At 70.7% G+C, this 16538-nt stretch carries 16 protein-coding genes and 2 tRNA genes; 10 read left to right on the top strand and 8 right to left on the bottom strand.

Annotation, left to right across the window (positions count from 1 at the left end):
• Window positions 1–36 precede the first annotated feature (36 nt).
• The 6 genes from ehuB (at window position 37) to ACIBCJ_RS06450 (ending at window position 4204) form a co-directional block, all read left to right on the top strand.
• On the top strand, window positions 37–966 hold the full coding sequence (gene ehuB / locus ACIBCJ_RS06475; RefSeq protein WP_362510685.1) for an ectoine/hydroxyectoine ABC transporter substrate-binding protein EhuB: 930 nt from the start codon (window positions 37–39) through the stop codon (window positions 964–966).
• Window positions 963–1664: an ectoine/hydroxyectoine ABC transporter permease subunit EhuC gene (gene ehuC, locus ACIBCJ_RS06470; RefSeq protein WP_365979012.1), complete on the top strand. Its 702-nt coding sequence runs from the start codon at window positions 963–965 to the stop codon at window positions 1662–1664. The genes ehuB and ehuC overlap by 4 nt, the downstream gene beginning before the upstream one ends.
• Complete coding sequence (gene ehuD / locus ACIBCJ_RS06465; RefSeq protein WP_362094627.1) at window positions 1661–2311, top strand: ectoine/hydroxyectoine ABC transporter permease subunit EhuD; 651 nt, start codon at window positions 1661–1663, stop codon at window positions 2309–2311. The genes ehuC and ehuD overlap by 4 nt, the downstream gene beginning before the upstream one ends.
• Window positions 2301–3086 (top strand): ectoine/hydroxyectoine ABC transporter ATP-binding protein EhuA, encoded by a 786-nt coding sequence (gene ehuA, locus ACIBCJ_RS06460; RefSeq protein ID WP_362094624.1) that lies wholly within the window; start codon window positions 2301–2303, stop codon window positions 3084–3086. The genes ehuD and ehuA overlap by 11 nt, the downstream gene beginning before the upstream one ends.
• Before the next feature lie 181 nt (window positions 3087–3267).
• The gene (locus tag ACIBCJ_RS06455; RefSeq protein ID WP_365979011.1) at window positions 3268–4026 is read left to right on the top strand and encodes an IclR family transcriptional regulator C-terminal domain-containing protein; all 759 of its coding nucleotides are present in this window, start codon (window positions 3268–3270) and stop codon (window positions 4024–4026) included.
• Between the two features lie 101 nt (window positions 4027–4127).
• Window positions 4128–4204: transfer RNA gene (locus ACIBCJ_RS06450), tRNA-Lys, on the top strand.
• A 70-nt stretch (window positions 4205–4274) separates the two neighbouring features.
• Here the strand turns inward: ACIBCJ_RS06450 and ACIBCJ_RS06445 are convergent.
• Both ACIBCJ_RS06445 and ACIBCJ_RS06440 read right to left on the bottom strand, forming a co-directional pair.
• Window positions 4275–4880 (bottom strand): lytic polysaccharide monooxygenase, encoded by a 606-nt coding sequence (locus ACIBCJ_RS06445; protein WP_133885534.1) that lies wholly within the window; start codon window positions 4878–4880, stop codon window positions 4275–4277.
• Window positions 4881–5023: 143 nt separating this feature from the next.
• Window positions 5024–6124, bottom strand: a complete 1101-nt coding sequence (locus ACIBCJ_RS06440) for an SPFH domain-containing protein (protein ID WP_362094618.1) — start codon at window positions 6122–6124, stop codon at window positions 5024–5026.
• Between the two features lie 106 nt (window positions 6125–6230).
• On the opposite strand from ACIBCJ_RS06440, the gene ACIBCJ_RS06435 reads away from it, so the two are divergent.
• Window positions 6231–6401 (top strand): hypothetical protein, encoded by a 171-nt coding sequence (locus ACIBCJ_RS06435; protein ID WP_365979010.1) that lies wholly within the window; start codon window positions 6231–6233, stop codon window positions 6399–6401.
• 25 nt (window positions 6402–6426) lie between these two features.
• On the opposite strand, the gene ACIBCJ_RS06430 is transcribed toward ACIBCJ_RS06435, so the two are convergent.
• Window positions 6427–7488 (bottom strand): peptidoglycan-binding protein, encoded by a 1062-nt coding sequence (locus tag ACIBCJ_RS06430; RefSeq protein WP_365979009.1) that lies wholly within the window; start codon window positions 7486–7488, stop codon window positions 6427–6429.
• A gap of 198 nt (window positions 7489–7686) precedes the next feature.
• On the opposite strand from ACIBCJ_RS06430, the gene ACIBCJ_RS06425 reads away from it, so the two are divergent.
• From ACIBCJ_RS06425 to ACIBCJ_RS06415, 3 genes are all read left to right on the top strand, one after another.
• A tRNA-Lys gene (locus tag ACIBCJ_RS06425) sits at window positions 7687–7760 on the top strand.
• 293 nt (window positions 7761–8053) lie between these two features.
• Window positions 8054–10018, top strand: coding sequence for a glycosyltransferase family 2 protein (locus ACIBCJ_RS06420; protein WP_365979008.1), 1965 nt, complete (start codon window positions 8054–8056; stop codon window positions 10016–10018).
• Window positions 10015–11952, top strand: a complete 1938-nt coding sequence (locus tag ACIBCJ_RS06415; RefSeq protein ID WP_365979007.1) for a kelch motif-containing protein — start codon at window positions 10015–10017, stop codon at window positions 11950–11952. The genes ACIBCJ_RS06420 and ACIBCJ_RS06415 overlap by 4 nt, the downstream gene beginning before the upstream one ends.
• A 90-nt stretch (window positions 11953–12042) precedes the next feature.
• Here ACIBCJ_RS06415 and ACIBCJ_RS06410 read toward each other — a convergent pair whose 3' ends face one another.
• The 5 genes from ACIBCJ_RS06410 to ACIBCJ_RS06390 all read right to left on the bottom strand — a co-directional run bounded on the left by ACIBCJ_RS06410 (window position 12043) and on the right by ACIBCJ_RS06390 (window position 16531).
• On the bottom strand, window positions 12043–13077 hold the full coding sequence (locus ACIBCJ_RS06410) for a glycoside hydrolase family 6 protein (RefSeq protein ID WP_365979006.1): 1035 nt from the start codon (window positions 13075–13077) through the stop codon (window positions 12043–12045).
• A gap of 91 nt (window positions 13078–13168) precedes the next feature.
• Window positions 13169–13900, bottom strand: coding sequence for a class F sortase (locus ACIBCJ_RS06405; RefSeq protein ID WP_365979005.1), 732 nt, complete (start codon window positions 13898–13900; stop codon window positions 13169–13171).
• A gap of 2 nt (window positions 13901–13902) precedes the next feature.
• Window positions 13903–14469 carry a hypothetical protein gene (locus ACIBCJ_RS06400; protein WP_362094600.1) on the bottom strand — a complete coding sequence of 189 codons (567 nt, stop codon included), beginning with the start codon at window positions 14467–14469 and terminating at the stop codon, window positions 13903–13905.
• 103 nt (window positions 14470–14572) lie between these two features.
• A complete protein-coding gene (locus ACIBCJ_RS06395) occupies window positions 14573–15352 on the bottom strand; it encodes an HAD-IIA family hydrolase (protein WP_133885528.1) in 780 nt (259 codons plus the stop codon).
• Between the two features lie 117 nt (window positions 15353–15469).
• Entirely contained in the window at window positions 15470–16531 is a 1062-nt protein-coding gene (locus ACIBCJ_RS06390) for a 2-aminoethylphosphonate ABC transporter substrate-binding protein (RefSeq protein WP_365979004.1), read from the bottom strand.
• Window positions 16532–16538: the final 7 nt, after the last annotated feature.

Below are 16538 nucleotides of genomic sequence, written 5' to 3'. Positions count from 1 at the left end.
GGCATAACCTGCCCGGCTTCGGGTAGCTGCGCGCCCATGGCTCCACCACACAGAACCCCTCCATGGGGTATATCCGACCAAAGGCCCAGAACAGCCGGGCCCACTCGCCGGTCGCTGCTCGCGGGGGTCGCGGCGCTCGGCGCACTGGGAGCGGCCGGCTGCTCGCGGGTGGCCACCGCGTCCGACGTGAAGGGGGGCGACCTGCTCGGCCGGCTGCGGGCTCAGGGTGTGGCCCGGCTCGGCATCGCGGGCGAGGTCCCCTTCGGGTACATCGACAGGAACGGCGAGCTGACCGGCGAGGCGCCCGAGCTGGCGAAGGTGATCTTCAAGCGGCTCGGTGTGGACCGGGTGCAGCCCGTGCCGACGGAGTTCGGCTCCCTCATCCCGGGCCTGGCGTCCCAGCAGTTCGACGTCGTGGCGGCCGGGATGTACATCAACGCCGACCGCTGCGAGCAGGTCATCTTCTCCGACCCGGACTACCAGATGCTCGACGCGTACATCGTGCGCAAGGGCAACCCGCTGGGACTGCGCAACTACCGGGACGTCGTCGAGAAGAAGGCCAAGTTCGCCACCGGCACCGGGTACGCCGAGATCGCCTATGCGGTGGAGCACGGGTACAAGGAGAGCGACATCCTGATCGTCCCCGACCAGGTGGCCGGTCTCAACGCCGTCGAGGCCGGGCGCGTGGACGTCTTCGCGGGCACCGCCCTGACGGTCCGTGAAGTGGTCAAGAAGTCCAGCAAGGCCGAGGCGACCGAGGCGTTCGCCCCGCTCGTCGACGGCAAGCCGCACGTCGACGGCGGCGGTTTCGCCTTCCGCCCGGACGAGACCAACCTGCGGGACGCGTTCAACGTCGAGCTGCAGAAGCTCAAGAAGAGCGGCGAACTGCTGCGCATCCTCAAGCCCTTCGGTTTCACGCAGAACGAGATGACCGATCTGACCGCGAAGGAGCTCTGCGGCGGATGACCTCGGGACTGTGGGAACTCGTACTCAAGGGTGTCTGGGTCACCGTCCAGCTGCTCTTCTTCAGCTCGCTGCTGGCGGCGGCCGTCTCCTTCGTGGTCGGCATCGCGCGCACCCACCGGCTGTGGATCGTCCGCTTCCTCGCGGGCTTCTACACCGAGGTGTTCCGCGGGACCTCCGCGCTGGTGATGATCTTCTGGGTCTTCTTCGTGCTGCCCCCGGCCTTCGGCTGGCAGCTGGTGCCGATGTGGGCGGGCACGCTGGCCCTCGGCCTGACCTACGGGGCGTACGGCTCCGAGATCGTGCGCGGCGCGCTCGGCGCGGTCGACCCGGCGCAGAAGGAGGGCGGCATCGCGCTCAGCTTCACGCCCTGGCAGCGGATGAGGCTGATCCTGCTGCCGCAGGCGGTGCCGGAGATGATCCCGCCCTTCTCCAACCTGCTCATCGAACTGCTCAAGGGCACCGCCCTGGTGTCGATCATGGGCATGGGTGACCTGGCCTTCAGCGGCAACCTGGTGCGCCTGGCGCTGCAGGAGAGCGCGGAGATCTACACGTACATCCTGCTGATCTACTTCGTGATCGCGTTCCTGCTCACCCGGGTGATGCGCGGCCTGGAGAAGAAGCTGAAGGCGGGCGTCGGTAAGGCGCCGCAGAAGAAGACGGCGGCCGTGCGGGTGCCCGAGGGAAGTGGTGTGGCGTGAAATGGGACTGGAGCGCGGTCTCCGACTTCATGCCGCACTTCTGGGACGGCCTTCTGGTCACCCTGCAGATCCTCGTCCTCGGCTCGCTGGTCTCCTTCGGCCTCGGCCTGGTATGGGCGCTGCTGATGCGGGTGCCGAGCCGCTGGGTGACCTGGCCGGTCGGTGTGGTCACCGAGTTCATCCGGAACACCCCGCTGCTGGTGCAGCTGTTCTTCCTCTTCTACGTGCTGCCCGAGTGGGACATCACGTTCTCGGCTCTCACCACCGGTGTGGTCGCCATCGGCCTGCACTACTCGACGTACACGATGCAGGTCTACCGGGCCGGCATCGAGGCGGTGCCGGCCGGCCAGTGGGAGGCCGCGACGGCGCTGAACCTGCCGCTGCGGCGGACCTGGACGGCGGTCGTCCTGCCGCAGGCCATCCGCCGGGTGGTGCCCGCCCTCGGCAACTACGTGATCTCCATGCTGAAGGACACGCCGCTGCTGATGGCGATCACGGTGCTGGAGATGCTCGGCGAGGCCCGGCTGTTCTCGCAGCAGAACTTCCAGTTCACCGAGCCCCTGACGGTGATCGGTGTGGCCTTCATCATCATCTCCTACCTGGCCTCCCTTGCCCTGCGAGCCCTGGAGCGACGCCTTGCCCACTGACACTCTCCCCCATCCCGAGAAGAGCCCCGAGCGCGACTCCGGCGAGCTGATACGCCTGGAGCAGGTCACCAAGCGGTTCGGGGACAACACCGTCCTCGACCACCTGGACTTCACCGTCGACGCGGGCAAGCACGTCACCCTCATCGGCCCGTCCGGTTCGGGCAAGACGACGATCCTGCGGCTGCTGATGACGCTCCTCAAGCCCGACGAGGGCACGATCACCGTGGACGGGCAGAAGCTCTTCCCGGCGACCGAGAAGGAACGGCGCGAGGTCCGCAAGCAGATCGGGATGGTGTTCCAGCAGTTCAACCTGTTCCCGAACATGAGCGTCCTGCGCAACATCACCGAGGCGCCGGTCACGGTGCTCGGGATGTCCAAGGACGAGGCGGTGGAGCGGGCCAAGGGACTGCTCGACATGGTGGGCCTGGCCGACAAGTGCGACGCCCGCCCGGCCCAGCTCTCCGGCGGCCAGCAGCAGCGGGTGGCGATCGCCCGGGCGCTGGCGATGCGCCCGAAGGTGCTGCTGCTCGACGAGGTGACCTCGGCGCTCGACCCGGAGCTGGTCGCGGGCGTCCTGGACCTGCTGCGGGACATCGCCCGCAGCACGGACATCACCATGCTCTGCGTGACCCACGAGATGAACTTCGCCCGGGACATCTCGGACCAGGTCCTGATGTTCGACTCGGGCCGGGTCATCGAGGCCGGTCCGCCCGAGAAGATCTTCAGCGAGCCGGAGCACGACCGCACGCGGGAGTTCCTCAGCGCGGTCCTGTGAACACACGCCGTGAACGCCCCAACGTCCGAGGTCGGGACGTTGGGGCATTCCTCTGGCATGTGCCGCCGGGCCTGCGTCGCAGATGGGAGCCCCGAAAATCGGCCAACACCCCCTCACGGGAAGCCTCTTGGCCGGTATCGTGCAGGCAGGGATGCACCCGCGAGCGCAGGGGGAGACCACCGTGGCGCTGCAGCACAGGCCGACCGCGCCGCACCACTCGGCCCAGGACGCCCTGCGCGTCCTGGAGACGATGACGCGGCACACCTCCGGTGTCACCGACACCGAGATCGCCCGCCGGAGCGGCCTCAACCGGGAGCGACTGACCCCGCTCCTGCGCATGCTGCGCCGCGAGGGCTACGTCGAGCAGACCGCCGACGGCACGTACGTGACCGGGGAGGCCCTGGCCCGCCTCGGCTCGGCCCAGGGCCGCGAGCAGGCCCTGCGCGACAAGCTCCAGCGCACCCTGGACCGGCTGCGCGACTCGGTGGGTGCCGCCGTCTACATCAGCCGGTACGTCGACGGCGAGGTCAGCGTCACCCAGTACGCCGACAGCCCGGCGACGCCCAGGGTGAACGAGTGGGTGGACTTCCGGGTCTCGGCGCACGCCACCGCCGTGGGCAAGTCCCTGCTGACCCAGCTGGACCACGCCGGCCGCCGCGACCACCTGTCCCGGCACAAGATGGCCCGCCTGACCTCGCGCACCATCACGAGCGACCGGCTGCTGCTGTCCCGGCTGGAGTCCCAGCCGGCCACCGTGCCCGTCCTCGACCTCCAGGAGTACGCGGTGGGCACGGTCTGCGCGGCCGTCCCGATCACGGCGGGTTCGGCCGTGGGCTGCCTGGCCCTGTCGCTCCCGGTCGAGCACGCGCACCGGCTGCGCCGGGCCGCCGACGAGCTGAACCGCGGCGCGGCACCGGTCCTGCTGTCCCTGGCGATCTGAGGCGTGCCGGGCGGCCGGTCCGGAGCTGGTCGAAAGCACTGCCCGGGACCGGGTAGTATTTTCGTCGTCGCCGACCGCGGAAAGCGGACGGCGGGAGTCATGCGCCGCTAGCTCAGTTGGTTAGAGCAGCTGACTCTTAATCAGCGGGTCCGGGGTTCGAGTCCCTGGCGGCGCACCACGGAAGGTCCCCCTCGCTCCGGCGAGGGGGGCCTTCTCCGTTCTCCGTGCCGCCCTCCGTTCGCAGGCGCTCAGAAGGTGACGTCCGAGCACGCGTAGAACGCGTTGGCCGTGTCGGCGACCGTCCACACCGCGACGATGACGTGGTGACCGCTCAGCCCGGACGGCAGCGTGCCGCTGTGGGAGAGCGTGGCCGGGGGCTGCTTGCCGCCGTAGGGCACCGTGAAGAACGGCGTGAGGTTGAGGTCGGACCGGGCCAGGTTGTGGTTCTGGTTCCAGCCCGCCTTGGTGACGTAGTACTTGAAGTCGGTCGTGGCGTGCCGGGCGGTGAACTGCCAGCGGAAGGTGTAGCTCTGCCCGCCGTTCACCCGGGTGGTCGGCCACGCCTGGCCGTTGGGCTGCTTGGGGCTGTCGAGCGCGGCGAACGTGCCGTGGCCCGCGGAACAGATGCTCCCGTCGGCCGGCCCGGAGGCCGGGAAGCCCTTGGGTCCCTCGACGCTCTGCGGCTCCCACTGGATGGATCCGCATCCGGTGACGGTGCCGTTCTGGCACACCTTCTGCCGGCTGACGGGCAGGTCGGTGTAGCCGTGGCCGCTGGCACCGCCGGACGAGAGCACGAGGGCTCCGGTCGTCGCCATGCCCAGCGCGGCGGCGTAGAACTTGCTCCTTGTGCGCATGCTGCTGCTCCCTGTGCCGTGTGGGGAAGTTCAGTGAGCCGTGCAGGTCTAGACCAAGTTCAGATTATTGCCGTTAGTTGAACATGTCCATACCAAAGGCGGAGTGAGGCGCCGGTCGCGCCGCCCGCCCGCGCCGGGACCGGTCAGGCCCCCGCGTCCCCCCGCCCCGCGCAGAACGCCACCGTCAGGTCCTTCACCAGCACCTTGCGTTCGTAGTCGTCCAGTTCGACCAGCCCGCGCATGGTCAGCCGGGTCACCGTGTCCTCCACCGAGTCCACCACCGAGGTGAGCACACTCGCCCGCTGTGCCGCGTCCAGCGCCGCGATCCGGCGCCGGTGCATCACGGCGGCGACCTCGGGGGCGTACTCCACCCGGACCGGCCGCACCGAGAACACCTCGAGGCCGACCGGCGCCGCGTCCGCCGCCACCAGCCGGGTCAGGGTGTCGCCGGCCACGTCCGCCGAGCTGCGCACCGTGCCCAGCGGCTCCACCGGGACCCGGGCCAGCGCCGCCTCGACGCACTCGCGCAGATACGTCTCGTGGTCCTCGACACCCAGCGTGGCCTTCACGGTGTCCCGCACCCGCCACACCACCAGCGTCACCGCGCGCAGCGCCACCCCGTTGCCGTCGGCCGCGGGCATCGGCTCGCTGCGCCAGTGCCGCAGCCGCACGTCCACCCGGCGGCGCAGCAGCAGCGGGTTGACCCACATCAGGCCGGTGCGGCGCACCGTCCCCCGGTAGCGGCCGAACAGCCCGAGCACCCAGGCCCGTCCGGTCCGGCCCCGGGCGAGGCCGCCGAACCCGAACATCCCCAGCGCCCCGGCGGCCGCGTACGCCGCCCACTGGGCGGGTCCGAGCCCGGCGCCCGCGTGCGCGGGCAGCGCGAGCGCCTCGGCCGCGAGCGGCGGTACGAGACCGGCCCACCAGGAGGTGGCCGCGCACCCGGCCACCCCGCACAGGCCCGCGGCCACCCCCGCCGTCCCGGGCAGCACCCGCGCCGGACGTTCCGTCAGCTCCGGGTCGACCGACGGCACCGGGCGCGGCCTGGCGTTCACCGGACGCCGGGTCCGCGGCCGCTCCGCCCCGGGCGCCTCCCCGGGGCCCTGCCGCCGCGTGACGACCGCGGGCCGCAGCGGTACCGGCGCCGGGGCGGGGTCGTCGCGGAAGAGCAGGTGGACGGGGATCTCAGTGGTGGCCTCGTTGTGGATGAGCCGGCCGGACCGCGGGCCGGCCGGCGCCGCCACGGGCCCTCCGGAGCCGGGCACCGCCCCCGGACCCCGGAAGCCCACCGGGGACGCCGTCGCGGGCGGGGCCACCGGGACCGCGGCGGACGAAGCCGGTGACACGTCCGTGCACGACTCCGCCGACACCTCCGTGGAGGTGAGGGACGTAGGAGAGGTCAGGGACGTAGGAGAGGTGAGGGAGGAAGGGGTGGTGAGGGAGGAAGGTGTGGAAGAAGGGGTGGAAGACGTCGTGTTCGTACTCATGCCTGCTCCAGCCTCCGCGCCAGACGCGTCATGAACGGGTGATCACCTGCGGGCCGCGGTCACGAGAAGAGCCGCCGCCAGGTCTCCGGGCCCGGGTGGCCGTCCGCCGCCCCGCCGCGCCAGCCCTGCGCGCGCTGGAAGGCCTGGACGCCCCGCCGGTCCGCCTCGCTCCAGCGCGGTCCTGGCCCCCGCGTGTAGTGCGCGCCGAACCCCTTGGCCACCAGCTGCCTGCCGAGCCGGGTGACGTGCGGGTTGTCGGCGCCCGGCCCGAACATCGCCCGTCCGGGATATCCCGCCACCCCGTGCGAGGCGGGGCCCGCGGCCGGGGGCGGCACGTCCGCGGTGCCCGCCTTGCCGCTCTGGTCCGCCTGGCTCTCCGTGACCCCCTTGTAGCGGTACGGGAGGTACTTGGCGGAGTTGCTCCAGTAGGCGTACGGGGTGTCGAGTTTGCGGGTGTGCGGCGGGGTCTGTTCGTAGGCCGTGTAACCGGTGTGCGTGCCGTCCGTCCAGCCGCCGAAGATCACCACGTGGGAGCCGCTCTCGGGGTCGGAGGCGTTATGGAACAGCAGGATGTCCCCGGGCTGGAGCTCCTCCTTGGTGATCCGGTCGGCGACGGTGCCGAGGCTTCCGGTCCATTCGTTGGCGGGCAGCTTCCAGGCCATCGACACATAGCCCGAGCAGTCCTGCCGGTAACCGTCGGACCAGTAGGCGGTCATGCTGTACGGCACCTTCGCGGACACCCAGGTCTTGGCCCGGTCGATGATCTCCGTACGGGTGATGCCGGCCAGCTCGGCCCCGGCCGGGGGCGCCGCGGGCCGGCCGGTCGCGCCGTGCAGCGGAGCCCGGGGGCCCTGCGGCGTGCCGGGCTCGTCGGCCGCGGGGAGGCCCGGCCGGAGCGGCGCGTGGGCCGCCGCGGGGAGCGCCGCGGCCGGCCCCGCGCCCAGGGCGGACACGGCGGTCGCCGACGCGGTGGCGGTGGCCACGACCAGGGCGCGGTACGCCGCCGGACGGGTGAGCCCGCGGCCTGCCGGGGACGGCGCCAGACCGCGCCGCGGGTCACGGCAGCCCGCGCAGTCGCAGTCGCCCGCGGGCTCGATCTCCTCGAATACGGGAGCCTCCATGCGATTCCCCTCACACTCCCGGTGGAAAAGTCCGCGGTGGCGCACTTCGGTACATGTCCGCCAGTCTCACAACTGTCGGCATCACTCGCATGTTGACGGTCCGAATGATGTACCCGCCCGAAATGTCCGCTCAGCGGGGGCGCCGGCCGGTGGTCCGGAGCACCGTCCGGCATCGGGTAGAGTTCTGCAGGTCAGCAGGCGCCGCTAGCTCAGTTGGTTAGAGCAGCTGACTCTTAATCAGCGGGTCCGGGGTTCGAGTCCCTGGCGGCGCACAGACGGTCGAAGGCCCCTCGTATCACACGAGGGGCCTTCGGCGTGTGCGGCACCCGAGCGCCTTGCGATCATGACGAACGCCGTAGAACCCTGGTCCGGCCGGGAGCCGGGTGCCCGGGTGGTGCCGAGGGGGCACCATGCAACCGGTAGCCGCCATTCCATGTCTATAGGGTGTGGATGCCGTGGTGACCGTGACCCACCACTGCGACGTCCGTGATGGTCGACGAGGGGGACCGGAACAGGCGTAGGGAAACAACGAAACACGCATGACCAGCGTGTGGGGGGATGACTCATGACGCCGACGGGCGCCGGGCAGGACCACGACCCTTCCCAGACCACGCAGCTCCGGATACCCGGGCACCGGAACTGGAACACCGCTTCGTTCCGCCGGATAAAGAAGACGCTGCCGAAGTACGACTACGAGCACTACAGCCGCCTCGCGGGCCCCCTCACCCAGCCCGACCCGGACCAGCCGTACCGGGTGCGGTACCGCTCGCTGATCTCGCAGGAGCCGCACCGCGTCCGGGTCGCCCTGATGCTGGCCGCCGCTCCGCTGCTGTCGGTGGTGCTGCTGGTCTGGCTGCTCCAGCCCGAGCACTGGACGGAGCGGGACTACCCCGCCTTCTCCTGGCTGCCCGCGCTCGACATCGTGATGCTCGTCGCGATCGGCCTGATCGAGCTGTTCCGCTGCCTGAACGTGCTGTCGAACGCGCACGCCACCCTGGTCGCCCGCGACCCGGTGCCGGTGGTGCCCGAGACCGGCACCCGGGTCGCCTTCCTCACCTCCTTCGTGCCCGGCAAGGAACCGCTGGAGATGGTGACGAAGACCCTGGAGGCGGCCGTCAGGATCCGCCACCGCGGCCTGATGCACGTCTGGCTCCTCGACGAGGGCGACGACCCGGAGGTGAAGGAGGTCTGCGCGCGCCTGGGCGTGCACCACTTCTCCCGCAAGGGCGTCGCCAAGTGGAACCGCAAGAAGGGCCCGCACCGCGCCAGGACCAAGCACGGCAACTACAACGCCTGGCTGGAGGCGCACGGCGACGACTACGACTTCTTCGCCTCCGTCGACACCGACCACGTGCCGCTGCCCAACTACCTGGAGCGGATGCTCGGCTTCTTCCGCGACCCGGACGTCGGCTTCGTCATCGGCCCGCAGGTCTACGGCAACTACGACAACCCGATCACCAAGGCCGCCGAGTCGCAGCAGTTCCTCTTCCACGCGCTGATCCAGCGCGCCGGCAACCGCTACGGCGGGCCGATGTTCGTGGGCACCTCCAACGCGGTGCGCATCAGGGCGCTCAAGCAGATCGGCGGCCTGTACGACTCGATCACCGAGGACATGGCGACCGGGTTCGAGATGCACCGCCACCGGAACCCGGTCACGGGCCGCAAGTGGCGCTCGGTGTACACCCCGGACGTGCTCGCGGTGGGCGAGGGCCCGAACGCCTGGACGGACTTCTTCACCCAGCAGATGCGCTGGTCGCGGGGGACGTACGAGACGATCCTCAAGCAGTACTGGAAGGGCTGGTACTCGCTCCCGCCGAGCAAGCTCTTCAACTACACGATGATGATCATCTTCTATCCGATGTCGGCCCTGAACTGGATCCTGGCGGCGCTGAGCTGCTGCCTGTTCCTGGGCCTGGGCGCCTCCGGCGTCAACATCGACCCGGCGGTCTGGCTGATGCTCTACGGCAACGCCTCCGCGCTGCAGATCGGCCTGTACGTCTGGAACCGCCGCCACAACGTCTCCCCGCACGAGCCCGAGGGCTCCGGCGGCGTGGCCGGCATGATCATGTCGGCACTGTCGGCGCCGCTGTACGCGAAGGCGCTCATCGACTCCGCGCTGCGCCGCAAGAGCAAGTTCGTGGTGACCCCGAAGGGCGACTCGGCCAGCCCGGACACCCTGTTCGGCACCTTCCGGTACCACTGGTACTTCATCGTGGTCTTCGCCGGTTCGATCGCCGCGGGCCTCGTCCTCGGCCACGCGCACCCCGCGATGATCATCTGGGCGACCTTCGCGCTGCTGATCACCGCGTCGCCGATGTTCGCCTGGCGCCACGAACTGCGGAAGGCGAAGAAGAAGCAGCCGCCGGCCGCGGCGGCGGAGTCCGCACCGCGAATCCCGCCGCAGCAGTCGCACGGACGGCACGCGGCGCGCGCACCGCGGCAGACGCCCGACCGGGCGGCCCCCCTCGACGGGGGCGACGACCAGACCATGCAGATCGCCCTTGGTGGACTTGGGGGACGTAAGGAATGAAAGACCGTGCCGGCCGCCGCCGCGCCCGTCGCTTCGCGATAGGTACGGCGGTGGTAGTCGCGCTGGCCGGGATGAACGGGCCGTGGCTCTACCGCTTCGGAACCGGGAAATACCACCAGTACAAGATCAATCAGCCGGAGTACAAGGCCGCCAACGGCAAGTGGGAGATCGTCGACTTCCCCGAGGAGTACCGGCAGAACACCATCCACGCGGCGCTGCTGCGCACCGGCAAGGTGCTGATGGTCGCCGGGTCCGGCAACAACCAGGACAACTCCGACGACAAGCAGTACGACACCCGGATCTGGGACCCCGTCAAGGGCACCGTCAAGAAGGTGCCGACGCCCACCGACCTGTTCTGCACCGGACACACGCAGCTCGCCAACGGCAACCTGCTGATCGCGGGCGGCACCAAGCGGTACGAGAAGCTCAAGGGCGACGTCACCAAGGCGGGCGGCCTGATGGTCGTCCACAACGAGAACCCGGACGAGCCGATCACCCTCCCGGCCGGCACCAGGTTCACCGGCAGGGAGAACGGCAAGACCTTCGTCTCCAAGGACCCGGTCCTGGTGCCGCGCGCCGAGAAGGTCTTCGACAAGACGACCGGCGAGTTCCTGCGCAACGACCCGGGCCTCGGCCGGATCTACGTCGAGGCGCAGAAGAGCGGCAGCGAGTACGAGACCGGCACCGAGGACAACTACCGCATCCAGGGCCTGTCCGGCGCCGACACCCGCAACACGTACGGCATCGCGCAGAAGCTCGCCCTCGACAAGAAGGACTTCCAGGGCATCCGGGACGCCTTCGAGTTCGACCCGGTCGCCGAGAAGTACATCAAGGTCGACCCGATGCACGAGGCCCGCTGGTACCCGACGCTCACCACCCTGAGCGACGGAAAGATCCTCAGCGTCTCCGGCCTCGACGACATAGGCCAGCTGGTGCCCGGCAAGAACGAGGTCTACGACCCGGCCACCAAGAAATGGGCCTACACCGACAAGGTCCGTCAGTTCCCCACCTACCCGGCGCTGTTCCTGATGCAGAACGGCAAGGTCTTCTACTCGGGCGCGAACGCCGGTTACGGCCCCGACGACGTGGGCCGCGACCCGGGCGTCTGGGACGTGGAGACCAACAAGTTCACCAAGATCCCCGGCATGAGCGACAAGAACATGCTGGAGACGGCGAACACGGTGCTGCTGCCCCCGGCGCAGGACGAGAAGTACATGGTGATCGGCGGCGGCGGGGTCGGCGAGTCCAAGCTGTCCAGCGAGAAGACCCGGATCGTGGACCTCAAGGCGGACGACCCGTCGTTCACGGACGGGCCGTCACTGGAGAAGGGCACGCGCTATCCGCAGGCCTCGGTCCTGCCCGACGACAGCGTGCTGGTCTCCGGCGGTTCGGAGGACTACCGGGGGCGCGGCGACTCCGACATCCTTCAGGCGCGGCTCTACCACCCGGACACGAACGCGTTCGAGCGGGTCGCCGATCCGCTGGTGGGCCGCAACTACCACTCCGGTTCGATCCTGCTGCCCGACGGGCGGCTGATGTTCTTCGGCTCGGACTCGCTGTACGCCGACAAGGCCAACACCAAGCCGGGCACGTTCGAGCAGCGCATCGAGATCTACACGCCGCCGTACCTGTACCGCGATTCGCGGCCCGACCTGGCGGGCGGGCCGCAGACCATCGAGCGCGGCGGGTCCGGGACGTTCACCTCGCGGACGGCGTCCGCGGTCAAGAAGGTGCGGCTGATCCGGCCGAGCGCGTCGACGCACGTCACGGACGTGGACCAGCGGTCCGTCGCACTGGACTTCACGACGGACGGGGACAAGCTGACGGTGACGGTGCCGAGCAACAGGAACGTGGTTCCTTCGGGGTGGTACATGATGTTCGTGACGGACGGGGAGGGGACGCCGAGCAAGGCGGAGTGGGTGCGGGTTCCGTAGCGCTGCGCGGCTCGGCCGTCGTTCACCTGCGGGTCCATCGTGGCTGGTCGCGCAGTTCCCCGCGCCCCTTTGGGGCGCGGGGACCCGGGGTCATCCGGTGCTCTCGGCCAGTTCCAGGGCGTACTCGGGGTACCAGTCCCCCGCCTTCGGGCCGCCCTTGCACTCGCCGTCGGACTCCCCGGGGCGCTTGACCCACAGGTAGGCGTCCACGAGGGGGTCGGCGGTCCTCGTCGTCGGGGTCTCGCCGAGGGCCCGGCCCGGAGGGTTGCACCAGCGCTCGTCCGGGGCGCCCTCCGTGTAGGGGCCGTTGCCGTTGCGGCTGGTGTCGATGACGAAGTGCTTGCCGCCCACCTTGGCGGAGAGCTGCTTGCCGTAGGCGACGGATTCCTCGGTGCCGTAGAAGTTCGAGACGTTCACCGCGAAACCGTCGGCCCGGTCGACGCCGGCCCGCTTCAGGGGGTCGAAGATCTGGTCGGGGTGTCCCCAGCCGGCGTTGCCCGCGTCCAGGTACACCCAGGTGTTCTTCAGGGCGGTGAGCTTCTCGATCGCGCCCTTGAGGAGGTCGTAGCGCTCCTCGTGGAACTCCTGCGGGGTGCAGCCGTCCACGAGGTGGAGCACCGCGTCCGGTTCCAGGACCACGACGGCGGCCCGGTCGCCGATGCCCTCGGCCACGTCGTCGACGAAGGCGCGGTAGGCGTCGCCGTCGGCGGCGCCGCCGCCCGAGTACTGGCCGCAGTCGCGGTGCGGGATGTTGTAGAGGACGAGCAGCGCGGTGCGGCCGGCCTCGTCGGCGGCCTCGGTGAAGCCGCGGGCCTGCTCCTCGGGGTTCTCCGGGCTGATCCACTCGCCGGTCGGCTGCTGGGCGATCTTGCGGATCTGGTCGGCCCGGTCCTTCTCGCCCGACTCGGTCAGGGCGGTCACCTGCCGGGCCGCGGTGCCGTCGGGGTTGACCCAGAACGGGTCGGCCTCCTTGGGCTGCTGCGTGATCCCGGCGCCCGGCCCCTTGCCCTCGTCACCGTCACCGGACGAGGAGCAGCCCGCGAGCAGCAGGGCCGCCGCTCCCAGCACCGCCGCCGACGCGGCCCGCCTCCTGGACGCGCTTCCGGCCGGCTTGCTGCCGTACATCCAACCCCCCTGGGTGCACTGTTGCGAGGCTCAATCCTGACATACGCCGCCGGTACCCACGCGGTTCCCGGATACCGGGGCGGGGGCGTCGCTAGTGGCCGGTCCCGGTCAGGTAGGCGGAGACGACGACGTTGGCCGTGTAGCTGTCGGTGGTGTGGTCGAAGGTGCCGCCGCAGGTGATCAGGCGGAGCTCGGAACGGCCCGTGGCGCGGGGTCCGTAGGCCTGCTGGGCGTCGAAGCCGTCGCGGGTGAGGACCTGGACGTCGTCGACGGTGAACTCGGCGACCCCGCCGTCGTCGCGGGCCACCCGGATCGTCTGACCGGGCTCCAGAGTGCTGAGCTGGTAGAAGACGGCGGGCCGGGTCTCGGTGTCGACGTGCCCGACCAGCAGGGCGGTCCCGGCCGCCCCGGGGGTGACGCCGGCCGCGTACCAGCCGACGGTGCCGGGCTGGTCGAAGGGCGGTGGTTCGATCGCGCCGTTCGCGTCGAGGCCGCGCGCGACGACCGGGGCCTCGATGCCGAGGCCGGGGACGTCGAGGCGTTGCGGCCCGGCGTCGTCGAGGGGCGCGTGCGCGGGGGGCAGGGGGACGTCGGGGGGCCGGCCGGCCGCCGCCATGTCGCCGGTGGCCGGCCGGGATATGCCCTCGCGCACGTCGGTGGCCTCGCGGCCCCACAGCCACAGCCCGAGCAGCAGCACCACCCAGGCGATGCCGGTCACCAGACGCCCGCCGGGGAAGGCGGCGCGCGGCTCGTCCACGGCCGTGGCGGTGGCCGTGGGCGGCGGCGGCCGGTCGCCCCGCACGTGCTCGTCCTGTGCGGACATGGTCATCCCGTCCCGCGGCTCCGGCTGCGCACGCCGCGCAGCGCGACGGCGACGGCGGCTATGCCCGCGAGCACCAGACCGGTCACGGTCTGCGCCGTGCCGGGGGCCTGGGAACGGGCCCGCTCCCCGCTGTCGGCGGCGGCGAGCCGCGCGGTGCCGCCGCCGCCCGCGTCGACCGGGGCGACGGGTGAGGCGGGGGCGGACGGCCGGGCGCCGGGGCGCCGGCCCTCCCCGACGGTGAGGGTGCCCCTGCGGGCGTGCTCGCCGCAGTCGACCCGCACGGCGTACACACCCGCCCGCACGGTGGTGCGGACCTGGGCGGCGCCGACCAGGACGCCGTCGCCCGCGGCCAGGCCGAGCCGGACGTCCGACTCGAAGGCCGCGGACACGGCGACCGCCGACTTCTCGGTGCAGTCGGGCACGCGCAGCGTCACGTCGGTGCCGGGAGCGGGCGCGACGGGGGTCACGGAGACGCCGCCGCCGTCCTCCGCGTAGGCGTGGGCCGCCGGTGCGCACAGCGCCGTGGCCAGCGCGGCTCCCGCACAGAGGGTGACTTTCAGTGAGCCCATCGTGTACCTCCAGTTACCTGGAGGCTCCCCCGTCGGCCCCCGCACCGCATCCTGCGCGGGGGCACACCTACTCCGATCGGGTCACGCGGAGGAGGTCCGGGTTTCAGACCCGTTCGACGAGGTCGGCGATGGAGTCGACCACCTGGGACGGCCGGTACGGGAAGTTCTCGACCTGCTCGGGCCGGGTGAGGCCGGTGAGGACCAGGAAGGTCTGCATGCCCGCCTCCATGCCGGCCAGTACGTCGGTGTCCATGCGGTCGCCGATCATCGCGCTGGACTCCGAGTGGGCGCCGATCGCGTTGAGCCCCGTGCGCATCATCAGCGGGTTGGGCTTGCCGGCGAAGTACGGCTGCTTGCCGGTCGCCTTGGTGATCAGCGCGGCCACCGCGCCGGTCGCCGGGAGCGGGCCCTCGGTGGAGGGGCCGGTCTCGTCGGGGTTGGTGCAGATGAAGCGGGCGCCCGCGTTGATCAGGCGTACCGCCTTCGTCATGGCCTCGAAGGAGTACGTGCGGGTCTCGCCGAGGACCACGTAGTCGGGGTCGTGGTCGGTGAGGATGTACCCGATGTCGTGCAGGGCCGTGGTCAGACCGGCCTCGCCGATGACGTAGGCCGAGCCGCCGGGCCGCTGGTCGTCCAGGAACTCGGCGGTGGCCAGGGCCGAGGTCCAGATGGACTCGATCGGCACCTCCAGGCCCATGCGGCGCAGCCGGGCGTGCAGGTCGCGCGGGGTGTAGATCGAGTTGTTGGTGAGGACCAGGAAGGGCTTGCCGGATTCGCGCAGCCGCTTGATGAACGCGTCGGCGCCGGGGATCGGCACGCCTTCGTGGATGAGGACCCCGTCCATGTCGGTGAGCCACGACTCGATGGGCTTGCGGTCTGCCATGTGCGGGTCTCCTGCCTGCGCGGTCCTGCGTGCGCTCCAGCCTAGACAGTGCCGGATCTTGAGGGAACGTCCGTCTCAGCTCCCGGTCGCTCGTGATGTCGGGCCTCCCGGCTGCGGTCAGCTGCCCGTCGCCTCCTTCCAGGCGTCGATGTAGAAGGTCAAGTTCTGCTCGACGTCGTCCCAGTCGGGCTCGAAGACCTCCACACCGTCCATCAGCCCGCTGAGGGCGATGGCCTCCGCGTCGGTGGCCTTGACGTCCTGGCGCGCCGCGAAGCCGCCGCCGATCTCGCTGACCTGCCGCTGTGCCTTCTGACCCAGCATGTAGTCGAGGAGCTTCTTCCCGTTCCCGGTGTGCGGGGCGCCGGTGACCAGGCCGGCTGCGTAGGGCAGGGCGAAGGTGGTGGGCCTGCCGCCCTCGCGGGCCGGGAACCAGATGCCGAGGTTCGGCATGGACTTGGACTGGGCGTGGTTCATCTGCACGTCGCCGTTGGCGACGAGGAGTTCGCCCTTGTCGACCTTGGGGGCGAGTTTGCCGGTGGAGGCGGACGGGCCGACGTTGTTGGCCTGGAGCTTCTTCAGGTACTCCATGGCGGGCTGCTCGCCGCCGAAGTCGTGCACGGCCTTGATGAGGACGGCGGTGCCGTCGCCGGCGACGCCGGGGGTGGAGTACTGGAGCTTGTTCTTGTACTTCGCATCGAGCAGGTCCTCCCAGGTGGCGGGGGCCTGCTTCAGCTCCTTCGTGTTGTGGACGAAGCCGAAGTAGTTGTTGACGACGGCGGTCCAGGTGCCGTTCGCGGCCTTGTCGGCGCCGCTGACCCGGTCGACGCCCTTCGGGGCGTACTTCTGGAGCAGGCCCTTGGTCTCGGCCTGCTGGATGAAGGGCGGGAGGGTGACGAGCACGTCGGCCTGGGGGTTGCGCTTCTCCCGGGTGGCGCGCTGCACCATCTCGCCGGAGCCGCCTTCGACGTACTCGACCCTGATGCCGGTCTCCTTCTCGAAGTCGGCGAAGACCCGGTCGTACCAGCCGTCGCCGTTCTCGCCCTTGAGGCCGTCGGCGCTGTAGACGGTGACGACGTTCTCGCCGGAGGCGGCGGAGGTGCCGGAGCAGGCGGTCAGCGGGACGGTGAGGGCGGCGAGGGCGGTGAGGCCGGCGAGCGGCCTGCGGGCGTTCCTGGGCATGGCGAGG

The organism is Streptomyces sp. NPDC051136 (assembly GCF_044455745.1).
In the GTDB taxonomy this organism is placed as follows: Bacteria; Actinomycetota; Actinomycetes; order Streptomycetales; family Streptomycetaceae; genus Streptomyces.
Note: the sequence above shows the minus strand (reverse complement) of the source record. Positions and strands in the feature narration are given on the sequence as shown.

Coding starts and splice junctions, on each gene's coding strand:
- ehuB (WP_362510685.1), top strand. CDS start 37: ATGGCTCCACCACACAGAACCCCTCCATGGGGTATATCCGACCAAAGG.
- ehuC (WP_365979012.1), top strand. CDS start 963: ATGACCTCGGGACTGTGGGAACTCGTACTCAAGGGTGTCTGGGTCACC.
- ACIBCJ_RS06445 (WP_133885534.1), bottom strand. CDS start 4,880: ATGCGCACAAGGAGCAAGTTCTACGCCGCCGCGCTGGGCATGGCGACG.
- ACIBCJ_RS06430 (WP_365979009.1), bottom strand. CDS start 7,488: ATGGAGGCTCCCGTATTCGAGGAGATCGAGCCCGCGGGCGACTGCGAC.
- ACIBCJ_RS06420 (WP_365979008.1), top strand. CDS start 8,054: ATGACGCCGACGGGCGCCGGGCAGGACCACGACCCTTCCCAGACCACG.
- ACIBCJ_RS06415 (WP_365979007.1), top strand. CDS start 10,015: ATGAAAGACCGTGCCGGCCGCCGCCGCGCCCGTCGCTTCGCGATAGGT.
- ACIBCJ_RS06410 (WP_365979006.1), bottom strand. CDS start 13,077: ATGTACGGCAGCAAGCCGGCCGGAAGCGCGTCCAGGAGGCGGGCCGCG.
- ACIBCJ_RS06405 (WP_365979005.1), bottom strand. CDS start 13,900: ATGTCCGCACAGGACGAGCACGTGCGGGGCGACCGGCCGCCGCCGCCC.
- ACIBCJ_RS06400 (WP_362094600.1), bottom strand. CDS start 14,469: ATGGGCTCACTGAAAGTCACCCTCTGTGCGGGAGCCGCGCTGGCCACG.
- ACIBCJ_RS06395 (WP_133885528.1), bottom strand. CDS start 15,352: ATGGCAGACCGCAAGCCCATCGAGTCGTGGCTCACCGACATGGACGGG.
- ACIBCJ_RS06390 (WP_365979004.1), bottom strand. CDS start 16,531: ATGCCCAGGAACGCCCGCAGGCCGCTCGCCGGCCTCACCGCCCTCGCC.